The sequence below is a fragment of the Motilimonas cestriensis genome, assembly GCF_021295315.1.
Taxonomy (GTDB): domain Bacteria; phylum Pseudomonadota; class Gammaproteobacteria; order Enterobacterales; family CBDFNC01; genus Motilimonas; species Motilimonas cestriensis.
The window spans coordinates 1-21,139 of record NZ_JAIMJA010000021.1; the positions used below are offsets into that span (position 1 = coordinate 1).

The 21,139-nt window shown below is 43.8% G+C and carries 22 protein-coding genes and 1 rRNA gene; 14 read left to right on the forward strand and 9 right to left on the reverse strand.

Translation table 11 applies throughout. The annotated features are described in order from the left end of the window. Positions 1–4: 4 nt before the first annotated feature. A 5S ribosomal RNA gene (gene rrf, locus K6Y31_RS17270) occupies positions 5–120 on the forward strand. A 364-nt stretch (positions 121–484) separates the two neighbouring features. Next, complete coding sequence (locus K6Y31_RS17275; protein ID WP_233054182.1) at positions 485–1,396, forward strand: aldo/keto reductase; 912 nt, start codon at positions 485–487, stop codon at positions 1,394–1,396. Positions 1,397–1,434: 38 nt separating this feature from the next. Here K6Y31_RS17275 and K6Y31_RS17280 read toward each other — a convergent pair whose 3' ends face one another. Together K6Y31_RS17280 and K6Y31_RS17285 are read right to left on the reverse strand one after the other, a co-directional pair. Further along, positions 1,435–1,779: a DUF3802 family protein gene (locus K6Y31_RS17280; protein ID WP_233054183.1), complete on the reverse strand. Its 345-nt coding sequence runs from the start codon at positions 1,777–1,779 to the stop codon at positions 1,435–1,437. Between the two features lie 228 nt (positions 1,780–2,007). Then, positions 2,008–3,750, reverse strand: a complete 1,743-nt coding sequence (locus K6Y31_RS17285; RefSeq protein WP_233054184.1) for a DEAD/DEAH box helicase — start codon at positions 3,748–3,750, stop codon at positions 2,008–2,010. 496 nt (positions 3,751–4,246) lie between these two features. Here K6Y31_RS17285 and K6Y31_RS17290 point away from each other — a divergent pair, with 496 nt between their 5' ends. Together K6Y31_RS17290 and K6Y31_RS17295 are read left to right on the forward strand one after the other, a co-directional pair. Continuing rightward, positions 4,247–4,831: a hypothetical protein gene (locus K6Y31_RS17290; protein WP_233054185.1), complete on the forward strand. Its 585-nt coding sequence runs from the start codon at positions 4,247–4,249 to the stop codon at positions 4,829–4,831. A 107-nt stretch (positions 4,832–4,938) separates the two neighbouring features. Further along, on the forward strand, positions 4,939–5,565 hold the full coding sequence (locus tag K6Y31_RS17295) for a YecA/YgfB family protein (RefSeq protein ID WP_233054186.1): 627 nt from the start codon (positions 4,939–4,941) through the stop codon (positions 5,563–5,565). A 47-nt stretch (positions 5,566–5,612) separates the two neighbouring features. Here K6Y31_RS17295 and K6Y31_RS17300 read toward each other — a convergent pair whose 3' ends face one another. After that, the gene (locus K6Y31_RS17300; RefSeq protein ID WP_233054187.1) at positions 5,613–6,530 is read right to left on the reverse strand and encodes a LysR family transcriptional regulator; all 918 of its coding nucleotides are present in this window, start codon (positions 6,528–6,530) and stop codon (positions 5,613–5,615) included. Positions 6,531–6,635: 105 nt separating this feature from the next. On the opposite strand from K6Y31_RS17300, the gene K6Y31_RS17305 reads away from it, so the two are divergent. Together K6Y31_RS17305 and K6Y31_RS17310 are read left to right on the forward strand one after the other, a co-directional pair. Continuing rightward, a complete protein-coding gene (locus K6Y31_RS17305) occupies positions 6,636–7,535 on the forward strand; it encodes a DMT family transporter (RefSeq protein ID WP_233054188.1) in 900 nt (299 codons plus the stop codon). 352 nt (positions 7,536–7,887) lie between these two features. Then, entirely contained in the window at positions 7,888–8,289 is a 402-nt protein-coding gene (locus K6Y31_RS17310; protein WP_233054189.1) for an acyl-CoA thioesterase, read from the forward strand. Between the two features lie 33 nt (positions 8,290–8,322). Here the strand turns inward: K6Y31_RS17310 and K6Y31_RS17315 are convergent, their stop codons facing one another. Further along, on the reverse strand, positions 8,323–9,420 hold the full coding sequence (locus K6Y31_RS17315; RefSeq protein ID WP_233054190.1) for a glycosyltransferase family protein: 1,098 nt from the start codon (positions 9,418–9,420) through the stop codon (positions 8,323–8,325). Positions 9,421–9,497: 77 nt separating this feature from the next. On the opposite strand from K6Y31_RS17315, the gene K6Y31_RS17320 reads away from it, so the two are divergent. Beyond that, positions 9,498–10,310 (forward strand): NAD(P)H-binding protein, encoded by an 813-nt coding sequence (locus tag K6Y31_RS17320; RefSeq protein ID WP_233054191.1) that lies wholly within the window; start codon positions 9,498–9,500, stop codon positions 10,308–10,310. Further along, positions 10,300–10,740, forward strand: coding sequence for a bifunctional diaminohydroxyphosphoribosylaminopyrimidine deaminase/5-amino-6-(5-phosphoribosylamino)uracil reductase RibD (locus K6Y31_RS17325; protein ID WP_233054192.1), 441 nt, complete (start codon positions 10,300–10,302; stop codon positions 10,738–10,740). Before K6Y31_RS17320 ends, K6Y31_RS17325 begins: the two co-directional genes overlap by 11 nt. Positions 10,741–10,759: 19 nt before the next feature. Here K6Y31_RS17325 and K6Y31_RS17330 read toward each other — a convergent pair whose 3' ends face one another. The 5 genes from K6Y31_RS17330 to yegD all read right to left on the reverse strand — a co-directional run bounded on the left by K6Y31_RS17330 (position 10,760) and on the right by yegD (position 16,224). Continuing rightward, positions 10,760–11,149: a DUF5329 family protein gene (locus K6Y31_RS17330; protein WP_233054193.1), complete on the reverse strand. Its 390-nt coding sequence runs from the start codon at positions 11,147–11,149 to the stop codon at positions 10,760–10,762. Between the two features lie 185 nt (positions 11,150–11,334). Then, positions 11,335–11,544, reverse strand: a complete 210-nt coding sequence (locus K6Y31_RS17335; RefSeq protein ID WP_232803843.1) for a cold-shock protein — start codon at positions 11,542–11,544, stop codon at positions 11,335–11,337. 963 nt (positions 11,545–12,507) lie between these two features. Beyond that, positions 12,508–12,765, reverse strand: coding sequence for a hypothetical protein (locus K6Y31_RS17340; protein WP_233054194.1), 258 nt, complete (start codon positions 12,763–12,765; stop codon positions 12,508–12,510). Positions 12,766–12,777: 12 nt separating this feature from the next. After that, complete coding sequence (locus K6Y31_RS17345; RefSeq protein ID WP_233054195.1) at positions 12,778–14,727, reverse strand: DNA topoisomerase III; 1,950 nt, start codon at positions 14,725–14,727, stop codon at positions 12,778–12,780. A gap of 132 nt (positions 14,728–14,859) precedes the next feature. Continuing rightward, positions 14,860–16,224: a molecular chaperone gene (yegD, locus tag K6Y31_RS17350; protein WP_233054196.1), complete on the reverse strand. Its 1,365-nt coding sequence runs from the start codon at positions 16,222–16,224 to the stop codon at positions 14,860–14,862. 527 nt (positions 16,225–16,751) lie between these two features. Here yegD and pykF point away from each other — a divergent pair. The 6 genes from pykF (at position 16,752) to K6Y31_RS17380 (ending at position 21,138) form a co-directional block, all read left to right on the forward strand. Further along, positions 16,752–18,170: a pyruvate kinase PykF gene (gene pykF, locus K6Y31_RS17355; protein WP_233054197.1), complete on the forward strand. Its 1,419-nt coding sequence runs from the start codon at positions 16,752–16,754 to the stop codon at positions 18,168–18,170. 123 nt (positions 18,171–18,293) lie between these two features. Further along, complete coding sequence (locus K6Y31_RS17360) at positions 18,294–19,031, forward strand: pyridoxine 5'-phosphate synthase (protein WP_233054198.1); 738 nt, start codon at positions 18,294–18,296, stop codon at positions 19,029–19,031. Between the two features lie 62 nt (positions 19,032–19,093). Next, the gene (locus tag K6Y31_RS17365; protein ID WP_233054199.1) at positions 19,094–19,579 is read left to right on the forward strand and encodes an ATP-dependent zinc protease family protein; all 486 of its coding nucleotides are present in this window, start codon (positions 19,094–19,096) and stop codon (positions 19,577–19,579) included. A gap of 82 nt (positions 19,580–19,661) precedes the next feature. Further along, on the forward strand, positions 19,662–19,901 hold the full coding sequence (locus K6Y31_RS17370; RefSeq protein ID WP_233054200.1) for a hypothetical protein: 240 nt from the start codon (positions 19,662–19,664) through the stop codon (positions 19,899–19,901). A 135-nt stretch (positions 19,902–20,036) separates the two neighbouring features. Continuing rightward, the gene (locus tag K6Y31_RS17375; protein WP_233054201.1) at positions 20,037–20,669 is read left to right on the forward strand and encodes a PilZ domain-containing protein; all 633 of its coding nucleotides are present in this window, start codon (positions 20,037–20,039) and stop codon (positions 20,667–20,669) included. A gap of 49 nt (positions 20,670–20,718) precedes the next feature. Beyond that, on the forward strand, positions 20,719–21,138 hold the full coding sequence (locus K6Y31_RS17380) for an HIT domain-containing protein (protein ID WP_233054202.1): 420 nt from the start codon (positions 20,719–20,721) through the stop codon (positions 21,136–21,138). Position 21,139 lies beyond the last annotated feature (1 nt).

Below are 21,139 nucleotides of genomic sequence, written 5' to 3' on the forward strand. Positions count from 1 at the left end.
TATGCTTGGCGGCAATAGCGCTGTGGAACCACCTGAATCCATGCCGAACTCAGAAGTGAAACGCAGCAGCGCCGATGGTAGTGTGGGGTTTCCCCATGTGAGAGTAGGACACCGCCAAGCGCCAATTTAGCTCATTATGAGCAGTAGAAAGCCCGATTCGAAAGAGTCGGGCTTTTTTACGTCTGCAGAAAAAATTCACTCCCACTCCTCCCTAGTGCTGAACTCTGCACCTTGAGATTATTTGGCTCTCTATTCTCATACGCGTTGCGTTCTCATCTCTGAAAACGATTTTTGTAGTAAAAACATACTATTTATTTAGCCGATAGACTTAAATGGAGCTGAGGTTAACTACCTTGTCTAATTTATAAGCTGCTTCCAGTTGATCTTTCACACAATTATTTATTATTCCGGGTAAATACTGTCTAAATTTCACACTCAACTGCTAGGCTATTGTTATCTTTTGAGAGCTAAGGCGGTGAGTGTAATGACAGTATCAAGAATAAAATTAGGAAGTCAGGGACCTGAGTTTTCGCGATTTGTGGCAGGCTTTTGGCGCGCATTAGATTGGAATAAATCCGATCAAGACATGCTGACGTTTATCGAACAGAATATAGAGCTTGGTATCACGACCATGGATCATGCTGATATCTATGGTCAATATCAGTGTGAAGCTGCATTTGGGCGTGCGTTAAAGCTAAATCCTGAACTTAGAAGTAAGATTGAGTTAGTTTCCAAGTGTGGCATAAAGCCCGCTTTTGATTGTACTCCCGATCGATATGTCAATCACTATGACACAACAATGCAACATATCCTCTATTCAGTCGAGCAATCTTTGCAGAATCTTGGCACAGAGCAGCTCGATTTGTTACTGATCCATCGACCTGATCCTCTAATGAATGCTGATGAGGTTGCCGAAGCTTTCGCAAAATTACAACAAAGCGGGAAGGTAAAGCACTTTGGTGTGTCAAATTTCAGTGCATCACAGTTTAGCCTGCTGCAATCGCGGTTAGATTTTGAATTAGTCACGAACCAAATCGAAATATCGCCTTTAAACATGCAGTCGTTACATGATGGCTCATTAGACTATTGCCAACAACACAATATTGCACCTATGGCTTGGTCTTGTTTAGCGGGTGGGGACATTTTTACCGCACAGACTGAGCAAGCAATAAGACTGCGTGAGGTATTAGTTCGCATTTCGAAAGAGTTGGGGGCAGATAATATGGATCAAGTGATATACGCTTGGCTACTAGCGCTACCAGTTCAAGTTTTACCTATCATCGGCTCAGGGCGTATTGAGCGCTCCCGTACTACCGTATTATCAGAGCACATTAAGTTAGATCGCCAGCAGTGGTTTAGTATCTGGCAAGCCTCTATGGGACACTCTGTACCATAGTGCAACAATCATTTGATTGAAGCGTTAAATAGTTCGCTTCAATCAAACTTACGTAGTTCAGTGTCGAACAAATTTTTGATCAAGCCAATGAACTCAGTCAGAAACTCTTTTTGCTGCGGGGTTGGGGCTTGATGCCAAACAGTAGACAGTACTTCTTCTAGATCATGTACGATAGCATCCGTCTCTCGAACGACCTCAAAACGATGAGTACTGTCGAGGTGTTCGTGTTGAATGCACACCCGCATGACACTTTCAGCGATCAGGTCTGAAACATATTCAGCAACGGAATCTTCTTGAGTTGCACAACCTTTGCTTTCAAATAAGGCGAGATTGTCAGTCAAAAAATGTATGAGTTGAATATAACCTTCGCTGTCTATAACCATAATCTGCTCTCAACCTTGCCTATGATAAACATGATAGTCAAACGATGCGGCAACAATTTATGCTGCGCTCGCTACTACGTACTGGTGATTTTATAGTTTAGTATAGATACATTCCATGTCTTAATCTGAGTTGATTGATATCAATTGGATGGAAAGCACATTTTGCTTATTTGAGATATAAAAAAACCGTCACATGGACGGTTTTAGAATTAGATTATCGCAGAATAATTAGTCTTTACGCGGGTCGCGTTTCTTTGGGGCACGGCGACGAGGTTTGTTAAACGTACCTGCATCATCAACCTTGTGCATTTTTATTTGTTGCGAACAAATGTACACCTTTTGGAAGTGTTTCAGTAGGTCGGCTGGCATATCTTGTGGTAGTTGCACGGTCGAATGGTCGTCATGTAATACGATATCACCAATAAAGCGGCTATTCATGTTACCTTCGTTAGCAATCGCGCCAACGATATTTTTAACTTGTACACCGTGCTCACGGCCTACTTCGATACGGAAAGTATCAAGGGGGACATCGGGACGACGACGTTCGCCACGCTCTGGACGTTCACCACGCTCTGGGCGATCGCCTCGCGGACTACGCTCACGACGAGGGCGGTCTTCACGACCACTACTAAAGCGTTCACGAGATGGCTCTTCAGGTGGCAGTTGGAATGGCTTATCTTTCTGTGCCATATACAGTAAAGCAGCTGCCATGTTTTCTTTGCTCAACTCAAGCTCGGCAGACATTTGGTCCACTAGCTGGTTGTAGAATTCCATGCTTTCAGCTTCGATAACCTTCTGGATATCAGTCTGGAAAGACTCAATACGTTTTTGCGTCACTTCATCGCGTGTCGGCAATGACATCATCGTAATAGGCTGACGCGTTGCGCGTTCGATAGCGCTAAGTAAACGACGCTCACGTGGTGCCACGAACAAAATAGCTTTACCAGTACGGCCAGCACGACCCGTACGACCAATACGGTGAACGTATGATTCCGTGTCGGTTGGAATGTCGTAGTTAACGACTAAGCTGATACGCTCAACATCAAGGCCACGTGCTGCTACGTCGGTAGCTACTAGAATGTCCAGTGTGCCTTCTTTTAAGCGCGAAACGGTGCGCTCACGTAATACTTGGTTCATATCACCGTTAAGTGCTGAACTGCGGTAACCACGCGCTTCTAATTTTTCTGCTAGTTCTACTGTTGCTGTTTTGGTACGAGCAAAGATGATTACGCCATCAAACTCTTCTGTTTCCAGCATGCGAGTTAGTGCGTCTAGCTTGTTAACACCACTGACCATCCAAGCTTTTTGCTCGATATTTTCAACGGTTGACGTTTTTGCCTTGATCTTAATCTCAGTAGGCGCGCGCATGTAACGTTTGGTAATGCGACGAATTTGGTCTGGCATCGTTGCTGAGAATAAGGCCGTCTGACGCTCTGATGGTGTTTCAGCCATGATGGTTTCAACATCATCGATAAAGCCCATGCGCAGCATTTCGTCGGCTTCATCTAATACCATAGCTTTCAGTTCTGACAGATCTAATGTGCCACGCTTAAGGTGATCCATGATGCGACCCGGTGTGCCGACAACAACCTGCGCACCACGTTTAAGTGATTTAAATTGCAGGCTATAGTTTTGACCGCCGTAAATTGGCAATACATGGAAGTTGGGCAGATGACGTGAGTAGGCTTGGAATGCTTCTGCTACTTGAATCGCTAGTTCGCGAGTAGGCGCTAACACTAAAACTTGTGGCTTATTACTTTTTAGGTCGATATTTGCCAATAAAGGCAATGCAAATGCGGCTGTTTTACCGGTACCGGTTTGCGCCATACCTAACACGTCCGCTCCGTCCAGTAACAATGGAATACACTGAGCCTGAATAGGAGAAGGAGTTTCATAGCCGAGTTCTACCAAGGCTCTCAAGATAGGTTCAGGAAGGTGTAATTCATTAAATGAAGGAGTTTCTATGGACATGTAACCTCTGATGCGAGTGGATAATTGAAAAAGCGCGATATTATATGATATATGGTCACGAAATGCTCGATATTTATGCTGTAGCTCACAAAAAAAGTGAAAATAAGCTGGTTTTTATGGTTACCTTTCTCAGAATTGGCAGGAAAATGGCACCAGATCACCAGTTTCATCTTTTTGTCACATACACCGCGCCGTATAAATGATAGCGCAGAGTGTAAACTATTTTTATATCTTTGGCTGTTTTTTGAGCAATTATTCTTATCTATCTTTTATCATTTCTCTTATTTAGGGTATGTAACCGCGCTTGCTGTTGTTACGTAAATTGTCAGTATCGGCTTTAATCGGTTTCGTGTTACTGGGTTGTAATAATAATGTGACGTTTACTCAAAGGTTAGCAACGTGCTGCCGGCTATAGTTTGTTGTTGGTTCGTATCTTGGTAAAGTGGCTTGCCTAGCAAGGAGTGCTGGGTTTGGTTTTACTGAAAAGGATTTCAGCATGAAAATTGTACTACTGTATGCTCATATACTGAGCTTAGCAGCGGCTATCGGCGCCATGATAATGACCGAACTGCTTATTTCACGTCGCTTTCGTAATTTTAGTTATGATTTATTTGAAGTTATTCAGTTAGCGCATCGTACCATAAACTGGTCTTTGGCTGTGCTTTGGCTATCGGGGATTGGTTTTTTACTGCAGGGTTATAGTGAAGATCCCGCATATATCATGAACCAAAAAGTCTGGGTCAAGGTGTTAGTGGTCGCGTTAGTGACACTTAATGGCTATTTTATTTCTCGTCGCGTTTTGCCAAACATTAGAGGCTTGTGTGAAGGAAACCTTTTGGCTAAGAGTGTTGAACAAGCGCTATTATTCCGCGTATCTATTTCTATCTCATTAGCTGGTTGGCTTATTGCTGTGTTTTTTGGTCTTGCTAAATTCCTTAGTTATCAAGCTAACTTTTTTGAGCTTTTAGGTGGGTACTTAGGGTTAACGGCTATATTCTTTTGCGGTAGTTTTTGTCTGCCGAATAGTCCGCTAACTCATGTGTCGGCTAAATCAGATGAAGGTGAGCTGCTCAAGAACTAAGCATGAGTGAATTGCATCGCGATCAGGCTCTCATATCTAGTGGATTGTGTTGGGCCTCATCCCTGCTTGCTTTATTATCGAATCAGTTGAATGAATAAGGACTTCTCATGTCGTACAGCACATCTTCGTTAATAAAAGCCATCAATCATCCTGCTTTGGCAGACAAAGTAATGGGGCCGACACAAGCGCAAGGTTTTACCTTTGCCATTGTTAGTGCGCCAGCGTTAATTCCCACCAAAGACTGGTGGCCAATGTTATTTGTCGATCAGAAAATCAGTGCTGAAATCGCACCTGAAGCACGTGATGCTTTTTTACAAGAGATCATGGTTTACTTTAAGCATGCCGTTGATGAGTTAAAGGCTCCAGAGGGCTTTACCTTCCCTGATGTGTGTGACTGTAAAGATAATAATGCGAATGTTGAGTTAATGGCATTTTGTGCTGGCTTTTTACAAGGCTATCACTGGCTTTCAGACTTATGGCAAGATCGTTTATCCAATTTGGATGATGAATCGAAATCTTTAGTATCGCAAACTTTACTGGGTTCAATGGTTTTATCCGGCCACCCGCAGTTACCAGCCATGTTGAAAGATACACCTAAAGATCAGCTCCCTGTGGTTGATGATGTCTATGCCGACATGCCAAAAACCTTAACTATCTTTGCCACCTTTGGTCGTCGTATTGCAGCAGCAGAGACAATCGCAGAGCTAAAGAAGGCCGAAGCCCCTAAGGCTTAACTTACTATTAACGCTTAAGCTTTATAAAGGCACGAAAGTGCCTTTTTTCATTTCAAGTTGTTTTGACAAATATCGAGTATTGCTTGTTTAAGCCAGTTGATCGCTGCATCGTGGCTGGTTAGCGGGTGTTGAGCGATTTCATAGGAGACATTAATTTCGTCAGTGCCTAACGTTAGTTGCTTAATCGGGTAGAGTTGACATAACTGGTCGGCAACCATTTTCGGCACCATGACTAAGTAGTTTCCACCCATGAGTAAGCCCGGCACTGCTGCAAACGTGGGCACTTGTGCTGCAATCTTTCGCGTTAATTGGCGTTGTCCAAAGTATTGATCCATCAGCTGTTGGGAATGTCCCCAGCTGGAGGTGTAAATATGCGGTAAGCTGACCAACTCCTCGGCTGATATTTCACCTTGTTTCTCAGTAATAAAGTTGCTTGGTGTTAAGCAAGATAAAGGATTAGAGAGTAAGTGTGTCTTTACTAATTTAGGGCTTAAATGGCCACTTCCCGCAAAACCTATCACTAAATCAATGGCTTTTCGTTCAAGTTCTTTCTCGTAGTCACTACTGGTTAATTCAAATACATCTAATCTAAGGTGCGAACCAAATTCACCCAAATATTGGATCAATGGCGCAATATAGGTGTGCTCAATGGCACCTCCCACCGCCAGTCGAAAATGTTTGGCATTTTGTGCAGGGTCGAAACTGGCTTGGCTATTCACACCTTGTTGGATTAAAAGTAATGCCTGCTGAATCGCGGGGGCCATCAACAAAGCCTTGTCGGTGGGTTGCATCTCTCTTCCTACTTGCACAAACAAAGGATCGTCCAGTTGGTTGCGTAACCTTGCTAGGGCGTGACTAACGGTGGATTGGGATAAATGTAACTTTTGTGCAGCCTGAGTGACGTTTCGATGCTGAATCAACACATCGAATACCCGCAGTAGGTTGAGGTCGAGCTTGCTATACATATTAATATTCCACATACCTTTATGTTAATAATTCATTTTATGAATACATTGGTGGTTATTACAATATGCGGAACTAAATGTTTATCAATCAATAAAGAGTAAGCAATGAGAAGTTACATGTATTTATTAGGTATTGGTCTGCTATGGGGGTCGCAATTTATTTTTATGCACCAAGCGCTCATTGCTTTCCCGCCGTTGGTAGTGGCTGCGAGTCGTGCGCTGTGTGGATTTGCCACCTTGGTACTGGTGTGTCGAATATTAGGCTTAAAAAGTGAGAAATTTAACTGGCCGCTCTATATGTCCATCGCCTTACTCGATGCCACCTTGCCTTTCGTGCTTGTCGCCTGGGGCCAGCAATACGTTGATAGTGCCGTCGCTGCCGTAACCATGGGCACCATTCCGTTTATGACCTTATTATTGGCTCCTTTGGTGTTAAAATCAGAGCGAATTTCATTATGGGGCATGATCAGCGTTGCACTTGGTTTTGTCGGGATTGTAGTGTTGTTTGCACCGCAACTTGCTGCAGCTTCTAGTTTATTATGGCCGATTTTGGCGATCCTCTTGGGCGCCGCTTGTTTTGCTTTAGGTATGCTGATGATTAAACGCTTTGCCACTGAAGCCCCTTTACTGGTCGCTCGTAATATTCTGACTTGTGCGGCTATTCAATTAAGTGTGCTCGCGTTAGCAAGCCAAGACTTTTCAGGGATCGTCCCTGAAACGAGCGCGGTGCTTTCTTTGTTAACCTTAGGTGTATTTTGTACTGGCTTAGTTTACTTCTTATTTATGGCGTTGATTCAGTTGAGTGGGCCAACGTTTGCTTCTTTTAGTAACTATTTGGTGCCTCTATTTGGCATGTTATTAGGCGCCCTTTGGCTGAATGAGCAAATTAGTCATACAACCTTAATTGCCTTAGTGATCATTCTTGGTTCAGTGGCATTAAATCAATGGGCTAACCAGCGCGATAAGAAGCGCATTCGGATGGAAGATGCCTGTCAGGCAAGCTGAAAGTTATTTTAAAACGATGGTGCTTTTATAGCGTTTAGCTTCATTTACTTAGCGAACACTTCGGTGTTCGTTTTTGTTACACGTTAAATTTACCGAACTCATGCATTTACAAGGGGTTTAAGTATAATGGCGCGGTGAGTTCACAGCCTGGTTGATAAAATGAAGTACCACCAACGCAAGCACAAGGTAAGCAAACAAATAAAGCGGCGTCTGAGGGTGCGATATTTACGATTTAATGCCGTGAAAGAGAATGAAAAAGTAAAAGAAAAGAAAGAGTTATCAATTTGGTGTCAAGACTGAACACTAGCCTCAAATTAGCTACCGTTTTATGTAACAAAGGAACATCTGAGTAATGAGCCAGCCTTTTCGTCTTCAGTTTAAAGTGCGCGATTACGAATGTGATATGCAAGGCATTGTAAATAATGGTGTGTATTTCAATTATTTAGAGCATGCCCGACATGAATTCTTGTTTGAACAAGGAGTTAACTTTGCGGCATTAACGGCTGCAGGGATACATTTAGTCGTGGTAAAGGCTGAGCTAGATTACAAGGCCTCGCTGACCAGTGGTGATGAATTTTATATTGAAGTCTTGCCAGAGCGGCCAAGCAAGGTGCGCTTTGCCTTTCGCCAAACCGTGGTCAGGTTAAGTGATAAAAAGGTCGTATTAACGGCATTGGTCACTGGCACCTCGCTTAACCAAGTTGGTCGTCCTTATATTCATCCCGACGTTGATAAGGTGTTTCCACGCTTATAGATGTTCAAAATATAGCTGACAGTTTTTCTACGCTTATAGTTTCAGAATATAATCGGCGGCCTCGCTTGCACCAGCGTGCCAAGTAGGCGCGGCCGGGTTACTGGTTGCCATTACTTTATCGATCAGTGAATTAAAGTCTGCTTTAACCAATTGTTCAAGGGGGATCTCACTGCAACTAATATATTGTGATAAAAACTGATTTAGGTATGGCGTTTCTGGCCAATCTGGTCGTGCCAGAGTGATTGCTTTGGTTCCTGCCAGCGCCAGTTCGGTATAAGTGCCATAGCCTGGTTTGGTGATGACAAGGTCGACACTAAAAACTAAATCCAAAAAGGCCATGTCCGTATCAGTGTAATGTCGCATGTCTGTGCGAGCTGCTGGTGACGCTTGGTCAACTAACCAGATCCAGTCTGATTTTTCCGGCCATTGGCTAAGATCCATTGGCACACTTAATCCACCTAATGCTATTAAACCTATTTTTGTATTAAGGCTGATCCCAAGCGCCTGTCGTAATGCTGTGCGCTGTTTATTGCCCGCTTGGCATATTGGGCCTATCGCTAGCTCATTTAATGATTTCGGGTTTGGGACATGAGGCTGAGGTTTAAGTGCCTTAACCACACTGGCATAAGCTTGATCCATTAGGGGGATTAGCTCGTTAGTTAGCCCTGGGTCGTTACTATAGTTGGCTAAGATTTGAGACCAATTAAATGGACAAATACTTATACTGGGAATCGCTAAATTATGGGCTGCCGCTAAAGTAATTGGCGAAATATTACTTATCACTAAATCAGGGTTTAAGTTTGCCAGTAGCGCTTGTTCAGCCGCCACTTTTGCCGACCATTCTTGCTGTAGTTGAGTGTATTGCCGTTCGCTACTGGCTACGTCAACACTAATTGCGGAGTGCATGACCATGCCAAAATCTGATCCTATGGGGATTAAGTCAAATGGTTGCTGCAATCGCGGCGTAAAATAACTAAGCGGAATGGTTGAAAGAATGGTTAATTTGATGCCTGGCGCGAGGGCTTGTAATTGTGCCATCACCGCGCAACTGATGGCGCCATGGCCAAAACCGTGATGTGTAATCGAAAAACAGATATGCTTAACTGGGGTTGCTGATTTAGTGATTGTCATGATTACAAAGCCGAAAAATTTGTTTAAGTTTGACTATACCGAGTTGGCATCTGTTTGTAACGAATAAGGAAATTAAATTGATAAAAGCAAAGGTGGCTATTTTTGGCTGCGGCTGGTTAGGTGAACCATTAGCTTTAGCACTGCAGCAGTCTGGTTGGCCAGTGAGTGTTTGTCGACGTGATGAGGCGCAGGTTGCAAGGTTGAAGCAGCTGGGTCTAGATGCTTATGCTATTAATGTGGCCAATGATGACGTTACTGGTAATGTAGCCGCATGGAGCGATCAAGCTGAAACCGTGATTATTATGCTGCCGCCACGTAGTAAATCACAGCAGCCAGAGCGATATGAGCAGCAAATAGCTCAACTGATTCAGGCATTACAAAAACAGCAGGTTCGCCAGGTTTTGTTTATTAGCTCAACCGGGGTTTATGCCGAAGGGAATTATTTATTAACCGAGCAAAGTCCGTTAAAACAAAACTCGGCTCTGGTTACTGCTGAGCAAGCTATGCAAGCCGCGTTTTCCAGTATTATTTTGCGCTTTTCTGGCCTAGTGAATAAAGACAGAACACCAGCACGGTTTTTAGCAGGCAAGCACTTGAGTGGCGGATTAACCCCGACTAACTTAATCCATCAAGACGATTGTATTGACGTTATTTGTCAGTTACTAACTAAGCCTTGGCAAGCGGATGTTTATAATCTGAGTACTGAAAATGGGCCGTCGCGAGCGCATTTTTACGTGCGGGCGACCCAGCATTCAGGGCTAACGCCGCCGACGTTTACTGATGATAACAGTTTTGCTTTACGCAGTGTTTCCAGTCAAAAAATTCTACACTTTCTCGATTATCAATTTAAGCATCCTGACATCCTTGCGTGGTTAACCAATGAAACCTGAACAAATTGACTTTTTTATGCAGCAGGCTATCGAGCAAGGCAAACTCGCTTTACCAGCTTGCAGGCCCAATCCTCCAGTAGGCTGCGTTGCGGTTAAAGACGGCGAGATCATTGCCATGGGTCATACCCAACCGCCCGGTAATATGCATGCCGAGGCCATGGTTTTAGCGCAGTTGAATGACTTACAAGGGGTAAGTTTGTTTGTCACCTTAGAGCCATGCTCATTTGTAGGACGAACGCCGTCCTGCGCAAAAACAATGGTGGAGCGCGGGGTAGAGCGGGTGTATGTTGGTTTGATCGATAGTCACGTCAAAAACCAAGGCCGCGGCATTCAAATTTTACGTGATGCCGGAATTCCTGTTGAAGTTGGGGTCTTGCAAGCACAGCTTGAGCAAGAGCTTGGCCCTTATTTGTTATCAGGTGAAGGTTAAATAATCTTAAAAGGCAATATTAAAACATATTGCCTTTACTGGCTTTGGTCATGCGGTAGCGTATTAGCTGTTCGCTAAACCAATCTTGGCTCAAGGAATTGGTATGTTTGTTACAGGTAAGCATAATTTGTTCGCCAGTAAGCATGTGGCGTGATGTTGCTAGACGAATAAAGTCTTCAGTGTTATGGATATCTTGTTGGTAGGTTTGAAACTGCTTCTTAAACAGCTTTTTACTATCAAGACTGGAAAGAAGTTTATCGCCTTGCTGAATGTGGCATTTACTTTTATCGAACATAAGTAGCAACTGGGTCACTTCTTGTTTTAACGGGCTGCTTTGCGCTGCAAGTTGAAAGCTTGCGCCAACCGACAAGGCGGCCAAAATGGCTAATGAGGTGCGAAAAATATTCATTATTAGGTCTGGCTGGGATAATTAATGGCGGCGATTATACTGAAACGGAAACCAGATGCGAGAGATGGGCAATAAAATATTTTTTAACAAAACAATCCATCACGAAGAAAGTATGGTGAACAATTTCGAATAGAGCATAAAACCGAAACTAAGGGGGGATTTTATCTTAGTTTCGGTGAGAATATTTATAGCAGGGTAACGTTTTCTGCTTGTGGACCTTTTTGGCCTTGAACAACTTCCATCATTACTTTTTGGCCTTCAACTAGGGTCTTACGACCGCCAGCATTGATTGCACTAAAGTGAACAAACACATCTTTGCCACCTTCACGCTCAATAAAACCAAAACCTTTTTCGTCATTGAACCACTTAACGGTACCTGCAACTTGATCTGACATATTTCTCTCTTACTTAACTTTTGTTACTTGCATAACATTAAATTTTACCAGCGGGGGCTGGCGAACTATCAAAGCCGTTGTTTTAAGAAACTCAAGCAATTTAGGTATTTAGTTAATGCGTATACCACAACAAATAGCGCAGAGTTAACTTGTATAAGGTCATTTTAGCCCTCGTTAAACAAGGCAAATTAAGCTTATACCATGGAATAGTAAGGCACAATTTTTTAGCCTAGATATTTGGTGATCTAGGTCTGAGAGATGGTAACTGTCATATAAATTACAAGCTTTTATTGGCGTAGCTGAGCACTCATTTGGGTTTTCCTGAGTAAACGCTGGCTGCAAATTTTAATACACAAGTCGGTGTGCGATATTGACTATTAAAGTGATGGAATAACTCCCTTAGTTGCTCTCGATATGACGTTTTATTGGCTGGAGGATTTCTCATTTAAGTTTCTAGGTTATTGTTTTTATTGGTAGTGATTTGTTTTTAATCATTGGTGCAGATTGCGATTAGGCTTTGAGTAGGTATTTTCCCTTATGTATTCGCGTATAGTTGGTCATGTAAAGACGTGCTTTAGGAAGAAGCTAGGGTTAACGAGGATTGTTGGCCGTCAAGGAGGAAAAGGGACCACGGCAGGATGCTGTATAGGACTCGCTCTAGGAAGGAGCTAAGGTTAGCTAGGATGGTTGACCGCCAAGGAAGAAAAAAGGAATCACGGCAGGATGCTGTAAAGGACACCTCCAGGAAGGAGAGTAGGACAAATCAGGATGATTTGTTAGTCAGGATGACAGAGGGACGACTCAAGGATTGAGGGAAGGAAGCCTAGGAGAGGCATAAGTCAGGGAGCGCAGGGAGCACTTGATTCATCAAGGACTGGTGAAGTGACTATGGCCCGATACGAACGCAAGTTTGTATCGGGCCTTCTTTTTTCCGAGCAAAAGTCTTGCCTCAGAGCGTTAACATTAAGTCAGCACTAATAATCCGTTAAACTCACTGGCCGACTCGGGCGTCAGCTCAAACTGGGCTTGCCAGCCACCACAATGGACCGACAAGATACTCACGTCAGTTTGATGCTGTAATGCAATATGCTGCGCTTGTACCTGCAGCACGATGCTATTGGTATGAGTTTTCAGTTGGATCTTATCTTGCTCGAGCAAGTGAGCGGTAAGAAACTCGCCGCTGGTCAAGCGTCCCTCTGCTAGTAGTGCTAAATCTGCCACGGCTTATCCCCTTTATTGGTTGCTGGATTTAAGCTTAGTGCGGCTTGGCTTTTTTGCTGTGCTGGTTTTACGCTTGTACTGACGAAATGGTTTTTTCTTCGGCGTGATGTCTTTTAACTGGCTTAAAGCCGAGCTCGGCATGTGTTTAGCTTGTTCGATTAGCTGATTTAGCTGGCTCAGTAATTGGCTCATAAAGTGCTGATAGCTTGCTTCTTTTTGGCAAATTTTTTCGAGTTGGTATTCCCAATGCGCCGTCATATCAGGGCGAGTTGATGCTTCCGGTAAACTTAATATTAACGCCTTACCGACCAAGGTAGCAGTAATTTGCTTACCGCTGCGTTGCAAAAAACCACGCTTAAACAACAGCTCTATGATGCTGGCTCGGGTCGCTTCTGTGCCCAAGCCATCAGTGTCTTTTAAAATTTTACGCAAGTCCGCATCGATAACGTAGCGGCTAATTCCCGTCATTGCAGCAAGTAAGGTGGCATCGGTAAAATGCTCGGGTGGCTGGGTATTTTTTTCCACTAGCTCACCATGATCGCAAGTGAGTATTTCTCCCACTTTTACCACTGGCAAGTTCACTTCAGCTTGCTGTTTGGGTTTGCTTAATAATTGCTTCCAGCCTAAGGCCAGCGTTGCTTTTGTTTTAGCGCAAAATTGACCCCCTTTAATATCCAGCATGATGGTTTGATTTTGATATTCAAAATCAGGGAAAAATTGCGCCAAATATTGCAGTGCAATTAACTCATAGAGTTTGCGCTCACTGGCGCCGAGTTTATCTGCGGCGTAGGTTTTCAATGTTGGAATAATGGCATGATGGGCGGTGACTTTTTTGTCGTTCCAACAGCGACTCTTTTGCTGCCAATTGGCTTGTTCGATGTGAGCTTGTTGTTGCGGTAAATTTTGCAGTAATACCTGACCAATGGCGCTGGCTTGTTTGAGTTGCTCGGCCGGTAAGTGGCGACAATCAGAGCGCGGATAAGTGATCAGCTTGTATTCTTCATACAGTTTTTGACAACTGGCTAGCACTTGGCTGGCGCTCATTGCAAAGCGCTTGGCAGCTTCAATTTGTAAACTGGATAAGCTAAACGGCAAAGGTGCGGCTTGGCGTTTCTTCTCTTGCTTATTACTGATCACTTTTGCCGGTTGCTGGTGGATCTTTTCCACCACTTTTTCCGCTAACCCTTTTACCAGCACGCGGCCTTGCTCGTCTTGGTAGGGTAAGCAAGCGTCGCTGGGTAACCACTTGGCAGTAAAGGTTTCATTACTATGGGTTTGTAAATGTGCCAACACTTCATAGAAAGGTTTACTAACAAAGTTTTCAATGTCTAAATCGCGTCGCACCACTAATCCGAGCAAGGGGGTTTGCACACGGCCAACGGAAAGTACGCCTTGATAACCCGCTTGCTGCCCTTGAATGGTATAGGCGCGGGTCATATTCATGCCATAGAGCCAGTCGGCGCGGCTGCGTGCCAATGCTGAGGTGGAGAGGGAGACAAAGTCTTGGTTACTGCGTAAGTCGGCTAATGCTTGCTTTACCGCACTTGGATTTAAGTCATTGATCAGACAACGCTGCACTTGCTGGCGTTTAGTTTGGCTAATACCGGCATGATTGATCACTTCGTCGACCAGTAGTTGTCCCTCGCGGTCAGGATCGCCAGCGTGTACGATTTGATCGGCTTTCTTTATTAGTTTCTTAAGAATACTTAATTGTTTGCTGGTGCCTTTTTTAGGTTTTAGTTGCCACACGTCGGGTGCGATAGGCAAGTGTTCTAAACGCCATTTCTTATATTGCTCATCGTAATGGTCAGGCTCAGCTTGCTCCAGAAGATGACCAATACACCAAGAAATGCAATCACCATTGGGCAGCGTGATCATACCCTCAGCCTTTTGTTGTGGCTTGGGCATCACCTCGGCAATGGCACGGGCTAAGCTAGGTTTTTCGGCAATATAGAGTTTCACGGCGTTAACATAACTGATCAAATATACAGTTATGTTAACGTCTTTATTCTCGTTTCGCCACTGGCTTGGTGTTAGCGTGCTTTATGACAGCAAAGTGCGGTAAAGCAATGTTGATAGCAAGTGCCTAAAGCATTAAGCGAAGCACAGCTTAGACCAGCGTGTGAGCCCTGCGGTAACACTGCCAAAGTGATCGCCCGCTACTAGTTTGGTGCTAGGATATTGTTGCTGCAGGAACTGGGTGATCACTGGCGATTTGGCACTGCCGCCGGTAATGAAAATAACATCGGGCTCGGCTTGTGCTTGCAGTAAAGTTTCATCGATCAAAGCTTGAATACGGCTTAGTAACGGGCTACTGGCAACCGCCAGTGCCGCTTGGCTTAAATCACACCCTAAGCCAGACTCGATGTAACCCAGATCCGCATAGTGGTTATTAAGTTCAGAAAGTCGTTTTTTCGACTGCTCAGCTGTATTTACTAGCTGGTAGCTTTGTTTATGCTGTTGCACGTGCATTAAGCGCTGAATTTGCTCAGGTACAAGGCTATCTTTGCGTAATTCTTTTAGGGCTAATTGGTTTTCACGGCTATAAAAACGGGTTTGGCTACCGACATCATTGATCGCTACTGCATCAAACAATGCCTTAGAAGGCATAGGTTTGCCGGTGGTGAGCGCTGAGTCTAAACCAAATAGTGGCATTAACCCGCGCAGGGCAAAGTTTATATCAAAGTCGTTGCCGCCGATCCGTTCACCCGAGTGGCCCAAAATCTGCGCTTGGCGATCAAGTAGCTGGTTATAGCTTGGCCCCATTTCCATTAGTGATATGTCAGTGGTACCGCCGCCAATATCGACCACGAGCACTTTTTGGTCTTGGTTTAGTTCTGCTTCAAAAGCAAAGCCTGCTGCGTTCGGTTCAAATTGAAATTCAATATCTTTAAAGCCGGCTTTTAAGCCCGCTTGAGTCAGTATTTTTAATGCTTGCTGGTTGCTTTGCTCACCGCGTAAACCTTGAAAGTTAACTGGGCGGCCAATCACTGTTTGCGTGATGTCTTGCTGCAGTTGCTGCTCCGCTTGTTGCTTGATGTGGCAGAACATGGCGGTGACGATATCTTCAAATAACGCGAGCTGAATGCTGTTAAGGCCGGTTGCCCCTAAGAAGGATTTAGGAGACTTGATGTAATATCCCTCTTCCGGCTCCTCCAAATAGCGTTGTAGCGCCGCGCTGCCAAAGTGCAGGTTAGTGTCGATGCCATCGAGTTTAAGCTCTTGTTGGATGCGTTTGCCGGTTAAAATAGCGGGCCCTCGTTTTTTTAACCAGTCTGTTTTTAAACTGGAATCAGGTAGGGCTTGCGCTAACCAAGCAACGATTGTTTCGCGCTCAGGAGCATATAAGGTTGAGGGCAATAACGCATCTTGTTCCCCTAAGGTAATGAGTTTAGGTTGCCCTTGTTCAAACGCACCAATGGCACAATTTGACGTACCGTAATCAAAGCCTACAAACATAACATCACCTCGGAACAAAATGGGGGGCGCATGCTACCTTATGACTGTAAGGATGAAAAGAATTGCTGCGACTGGTTTTTAGTTTCAGTTTGGTTGTTAAGTTTCATTTTAGTTTGGTTTTATGCTGAATTTTTAATTTAAAAATAGTGGCTTATTCTGCTCTTGGTGGACGGCCCAGAACAATTTTTCAAACTGAAAAAAATCGTTACATTATTGGGCCTAGCGCAATATTGCAGGCCTTGTTTTGTGTTTACACTTGTGTCTGCTGGATGATAAATGAGCGAAAGTTGTCTAATGTAATGTTGGCGAGGAAGTGCGAGTTTATTAATTACGTCAATTTCGCCATTTTCGCCATTTTTATTGACTTGAAGTTGTAATTTCACAACAGAATTCGAGTACAATTCAGTTTCTAAAATTTATCGCAGCATCGATCTTTGGGTGTCTTCCTTCAGGAAAATCCCTTTGAGCATGCATGGAATGCAAGTTTTGTTTTTACAATGACGCAGAGCGTCTCTCGGAGAGAAAAAGTGAGAAAAACTAAGATTGTTTGTACTATCGGTCCAAAATCTGAATCTAAAGAAATGCTAACTAAGCTAGTTGCTAACGGCATGAACGTGATGAGACTTAACTTCTCACACGGTGATTTCAACGAGCATGGCGGTCGTATTAACACTATCCGTGAAGTATCTGAAATTACAGGTAAGAAAGTTGCAATCTTACTGGATACTAAAGGTCCTGAAATTCGCACTATCAAACTTGAAGGCGGTAACGACGTTGCACTAGTTGCAGGTCAAGAGTTTTCTCTGACGACTGACGCAAGCGTAGTGGGTAACAACAAAGTGGTTGCTGTTACTTACCCTGGCCTAACTAAAGACCTAAGCGTTGGCAACACGGTATTACTAGATGACGGCCTAATCGCGCTTAAAGTCACTGCAATCACTGACACTGAAGTTAAATGTGAAGTGCAAAACAACGGTGAGCTAGGCGAAAACAAAGGCGTTAACCTTCCAGGCGTTAGCGTTAAGCTACCTGCACTATCTGAAAAAGATAAAGCGGACCTAGTATTCGGTTGTCAACAAGGTGTTGATTTCATCGCTGCTTCTTTCATCCGTAAGGTTGAAGACGTACAAGAAATCCGTGAGCTGCTAGCAGCTAACGGTGGCGAGACTATCCAAATCATCTCTAAAATCGAAAACCAAGAAGGTGTTGATAACTTCGATGCTATCTTAGAAGCGTCTGACGGTATCATGGTTGCTCGTGGTGACCTAGGTGTTGAAATCGCAGTTGACGAAGTAATCTTCGCGCAAAAAATGATGATTGAGAAATGTAACCTAGCACGTAAGCCAGTTATCACAGCTACGCAAATGCTTGACTCAATGATCAAAAACCCACGTCCAACGCGCGCAGAAGCGGGTGACGTTGCTAACGCAATCATCGATGGTACTGATGCGGTAATGCTTTCTGGTGAAAGTGCTAAGGGTAAATACCCTGCAGAATCAGTAGATATCATGGCAACTATCTGTAACAGCACAGATGAGCGCATGGAATCTCGCGTTGAAGCATACAAGCAAGATGCAGATGCGAAAAGCATCACTCAAGCGGTATGTCGCGGTGCAGTTAAAACGGCTGAACAATTAGATTCACGTCTAATCGTTGTTGCTACTGAAGGCGGCAAGTCTGCTCGTTCAGTACGTAAATTCTTCCCTAAAGCGCCTATCCTTGCGATTACTACTAACGCTAAAACAGCGCAGCAGTTATGTTTAAGCAAAGGTGTAACGCCAGTAGTCGTTGAGAAGATGGACAACACAGATTGTTTCTACCAATTAGGCATGAAACTAGCGAAAGAGTTAGACCTAGCGAAAGCAGGCGACAACATCGTAATGGTATCAGGTGCACTTGTTGATTCTGGTACAACTAATACTTCTTCTGTTCACGTGATTAAATAATCACTTTTTAGAAGTTTAAAAAACCCGGCTTGCCGGGTTTTTTTATATCTGTAATACCTGCCTTTAACAACTAGCTATGCTATCTTTTAGGTCCTTTAATACTTGGTGGACAAGGCTAGTAGTATGAGTACGTTTTTCAGCATTAACTTCAATAAAATTGCCTTATTGCGTAATTCCCGTGGACGAGATTACCCAAGCGTAGCTGAATTTGCTCGCCAAGGGTTGGCATTAGGTATTAATGGCCTTACTTTGCATCCTAGACCTGATCAGCGTCATGCGCGTTACTCTGACGTTTACGAGTTAAAACAGGTAGCTGCGGAATTTAGTGGTGCTGAGCTCAATATTGAAGGTTACCCATGTGATGAATTTATGCAGGTGGTGTTGGACGCAAAGCCACATCAATGCACTTTAGTGCCCGATGACCCGAATCAAATTACTTCTGATCACGGTTGGAACTTACACCAAGATTTTGATTTGGTGAAAAGCGTGGTGGCGAAATTAAAGGCGGCGGGGATCCGCAGCAGTATCTTTATGGATCCAGTGGCGGCGGATATGGAACTGGCCAAAGCGACAGGCGCGGATCGCATTGAGCTCTATACTGAGTCTTACGCACAAGCTTTTGCAACCGAGCAACAAGATGCCGTGTTAGCCCAATTTTCCGAGGCGACCAAAGCCGCACAAGCACTCGGGCTTGAGGTTAATGCGGGTCATGATCTTAGCTTAGAAAATCTAGATTTATTTTTAACGATTCCTGATATTAAGGAAGTGTCTATTGGCCATGCGCTGGTGGTTGAATCGCTACAGCAAGGTTACGAGCGCACAGTAAAAGCTTATGTTGATATTTGTAAATCGAGCGCCTAGTTGGCGGGGGTAATGATTATCGTCATTGAGCCATTAATTATTTGTAAGAAGTAGGAATTAACGTGAAAAAAATAGTGTTACTTATGTGCTTGTCCGGCTTGTTTGCTAGCTTTTATAGTGTGGCGGAAAAGCGTTCTGTCGGGCCTGTCGAATACATTAAAGTGACTGAGCTTGATAATTTTAAATTCCTTACCCGTATTGATACCGGTGCTAATACTACTTCTATTCATGCCTTTGACATCAAAGTAAATAATGATGCTGGCAAGATGAAGGCAAATATCGGTAAAACGGTGACTTTTACCACCATGAATGAGAAAAAAGAGTTTCGCACTTACCAAGCTCAAATTGTTGATGTAGTAACGATACGAAATTCGATTGCTAAGGAGCAGCGCTACCAAGTTGAGCTGTCACTGAGCTGGCGGGGTGAGTCGAAAAAAGTAGTGGTTAACCTCAGCGATCGCAAAAAAATGTCTTACAAACTACTTATTGGCCGCAACTGGCTTCAAGGTGATTATGTGGTTGATGTTGAGATGCAGCCCGAAGAGTAATGTGATCACCTCCTTCGTATCCGGTGCGATAGTTACTCGCTGACGCACCTTATTAATTATTTCAATTTTGATGGACTTACATTTGAAGCGCTATATCCCTCCCGTGTTACTGTTATTAGGTTTGTTTATTTCCTTTTATTTCTTCTCCCCGAGTGAAGATGGCTCAGGAAGTTTACTCTCTGTTGCTATTTGTGTTGCTGCTGCAGTGATCGCCTTAGTGATGAGCTTAGTGAACAAGCAGAGCTGGTGGTTGCTAATCAGCGCGTTAATGCTGATTTTATTACCTGTTATCTCGGTTTATATCTCTACTAGCCTATTATGAAAGATGTAGAATCAACAAATTATAAATAATATCGAAATCCAGCTTTAGCGTGTTGCTCATTTTTTGTACTAGGTTAAAATAACGCCACAAATACAATAATATAACCCCTATAACGGGGACAAATGGGCAAAAAGCATGGAACAGGACAAATCACACGCTGTCCTGAACTCGGAAGAAATGGATTTTCTTTCTGAGCTAATGCTAGAAAAACCGCTAGAGCAGAACTGTCAAAGTTTAGGTTTTGAAGTCGTATCTGATCAGCAAGGTTTTTTAAAGCAGTTAGGGACAGCAAATACACTGCAAGTGGTGGCTAGATATGGCCAACACCATTTCGTTTTTCCGCTCGAAATCACCGAGAATGAATTAGGGCTGCCGCATTTGAGCTTTGCTACGCCAGATATTTATGAAACGGGCCAGCAACTTCGCTACTGGCGCGCCTCTGCACAAGGCATCGCTTTGATTTCGCCTGCAGGTGAAAGGCTTCCGTTTGCCATAAAAGATTTATCCGTATCGGGCTTATCTTTGGGGCTAACGGAAGCGAATCAACATGTGCCGTTGCAGCTAGAGCAGCACAGTTTACTGTTACCGGATGGCTCAAAAATTGATTTAGCGGGACAGGTTAATCGCTTTGTCGACCAACAAACGGTGGCCTATGAACTGAATCAAGATGACATGGAGTCAGCGGCGTTGCGTGACTACTTGTTTCAAATTCATCGTGATCAGCACCCTGAAATTAGTAATGAGATTATTCGCTACCGTGCAGCTTAGTTAAGCTTAAGGTAAGCTGTGAGCTTTACAGCTATCGGTCAAATTACCTATGCAAGATTTCAAACTCGACTCACGATTAGTTCAAGATTGTGAACTAATTGCTGAGTCGCCACAGAGTGTATTGCTGCTATCAAAAAATGCGGCTTATCCATGGTTCATTTTAGTGCCGAAAACGGCGCACACAGAGCTATATCAATTAGATTTAGGCTTGCAGCAAAGGCTATTAGAACAAATTAACCAGATTAGCCAGTTTATGCAGGCTGAATTTACGCCTGATAAACTCAATGTGGCCGCTATTGGTAATGTCGTCAAACAGTTGCATATTCATGTTGTGGCGCGATTTGAAACCGATCCAAGCTGGCCCGGTGTGGTATGGGGTGCCAGTGCAAACCAACCCTATTCCGTGCAACAAATCGCCTCAATAAAGCAGGCCGCACAACAAGCATTGAGCGCTGTATTTACGTTCTAAT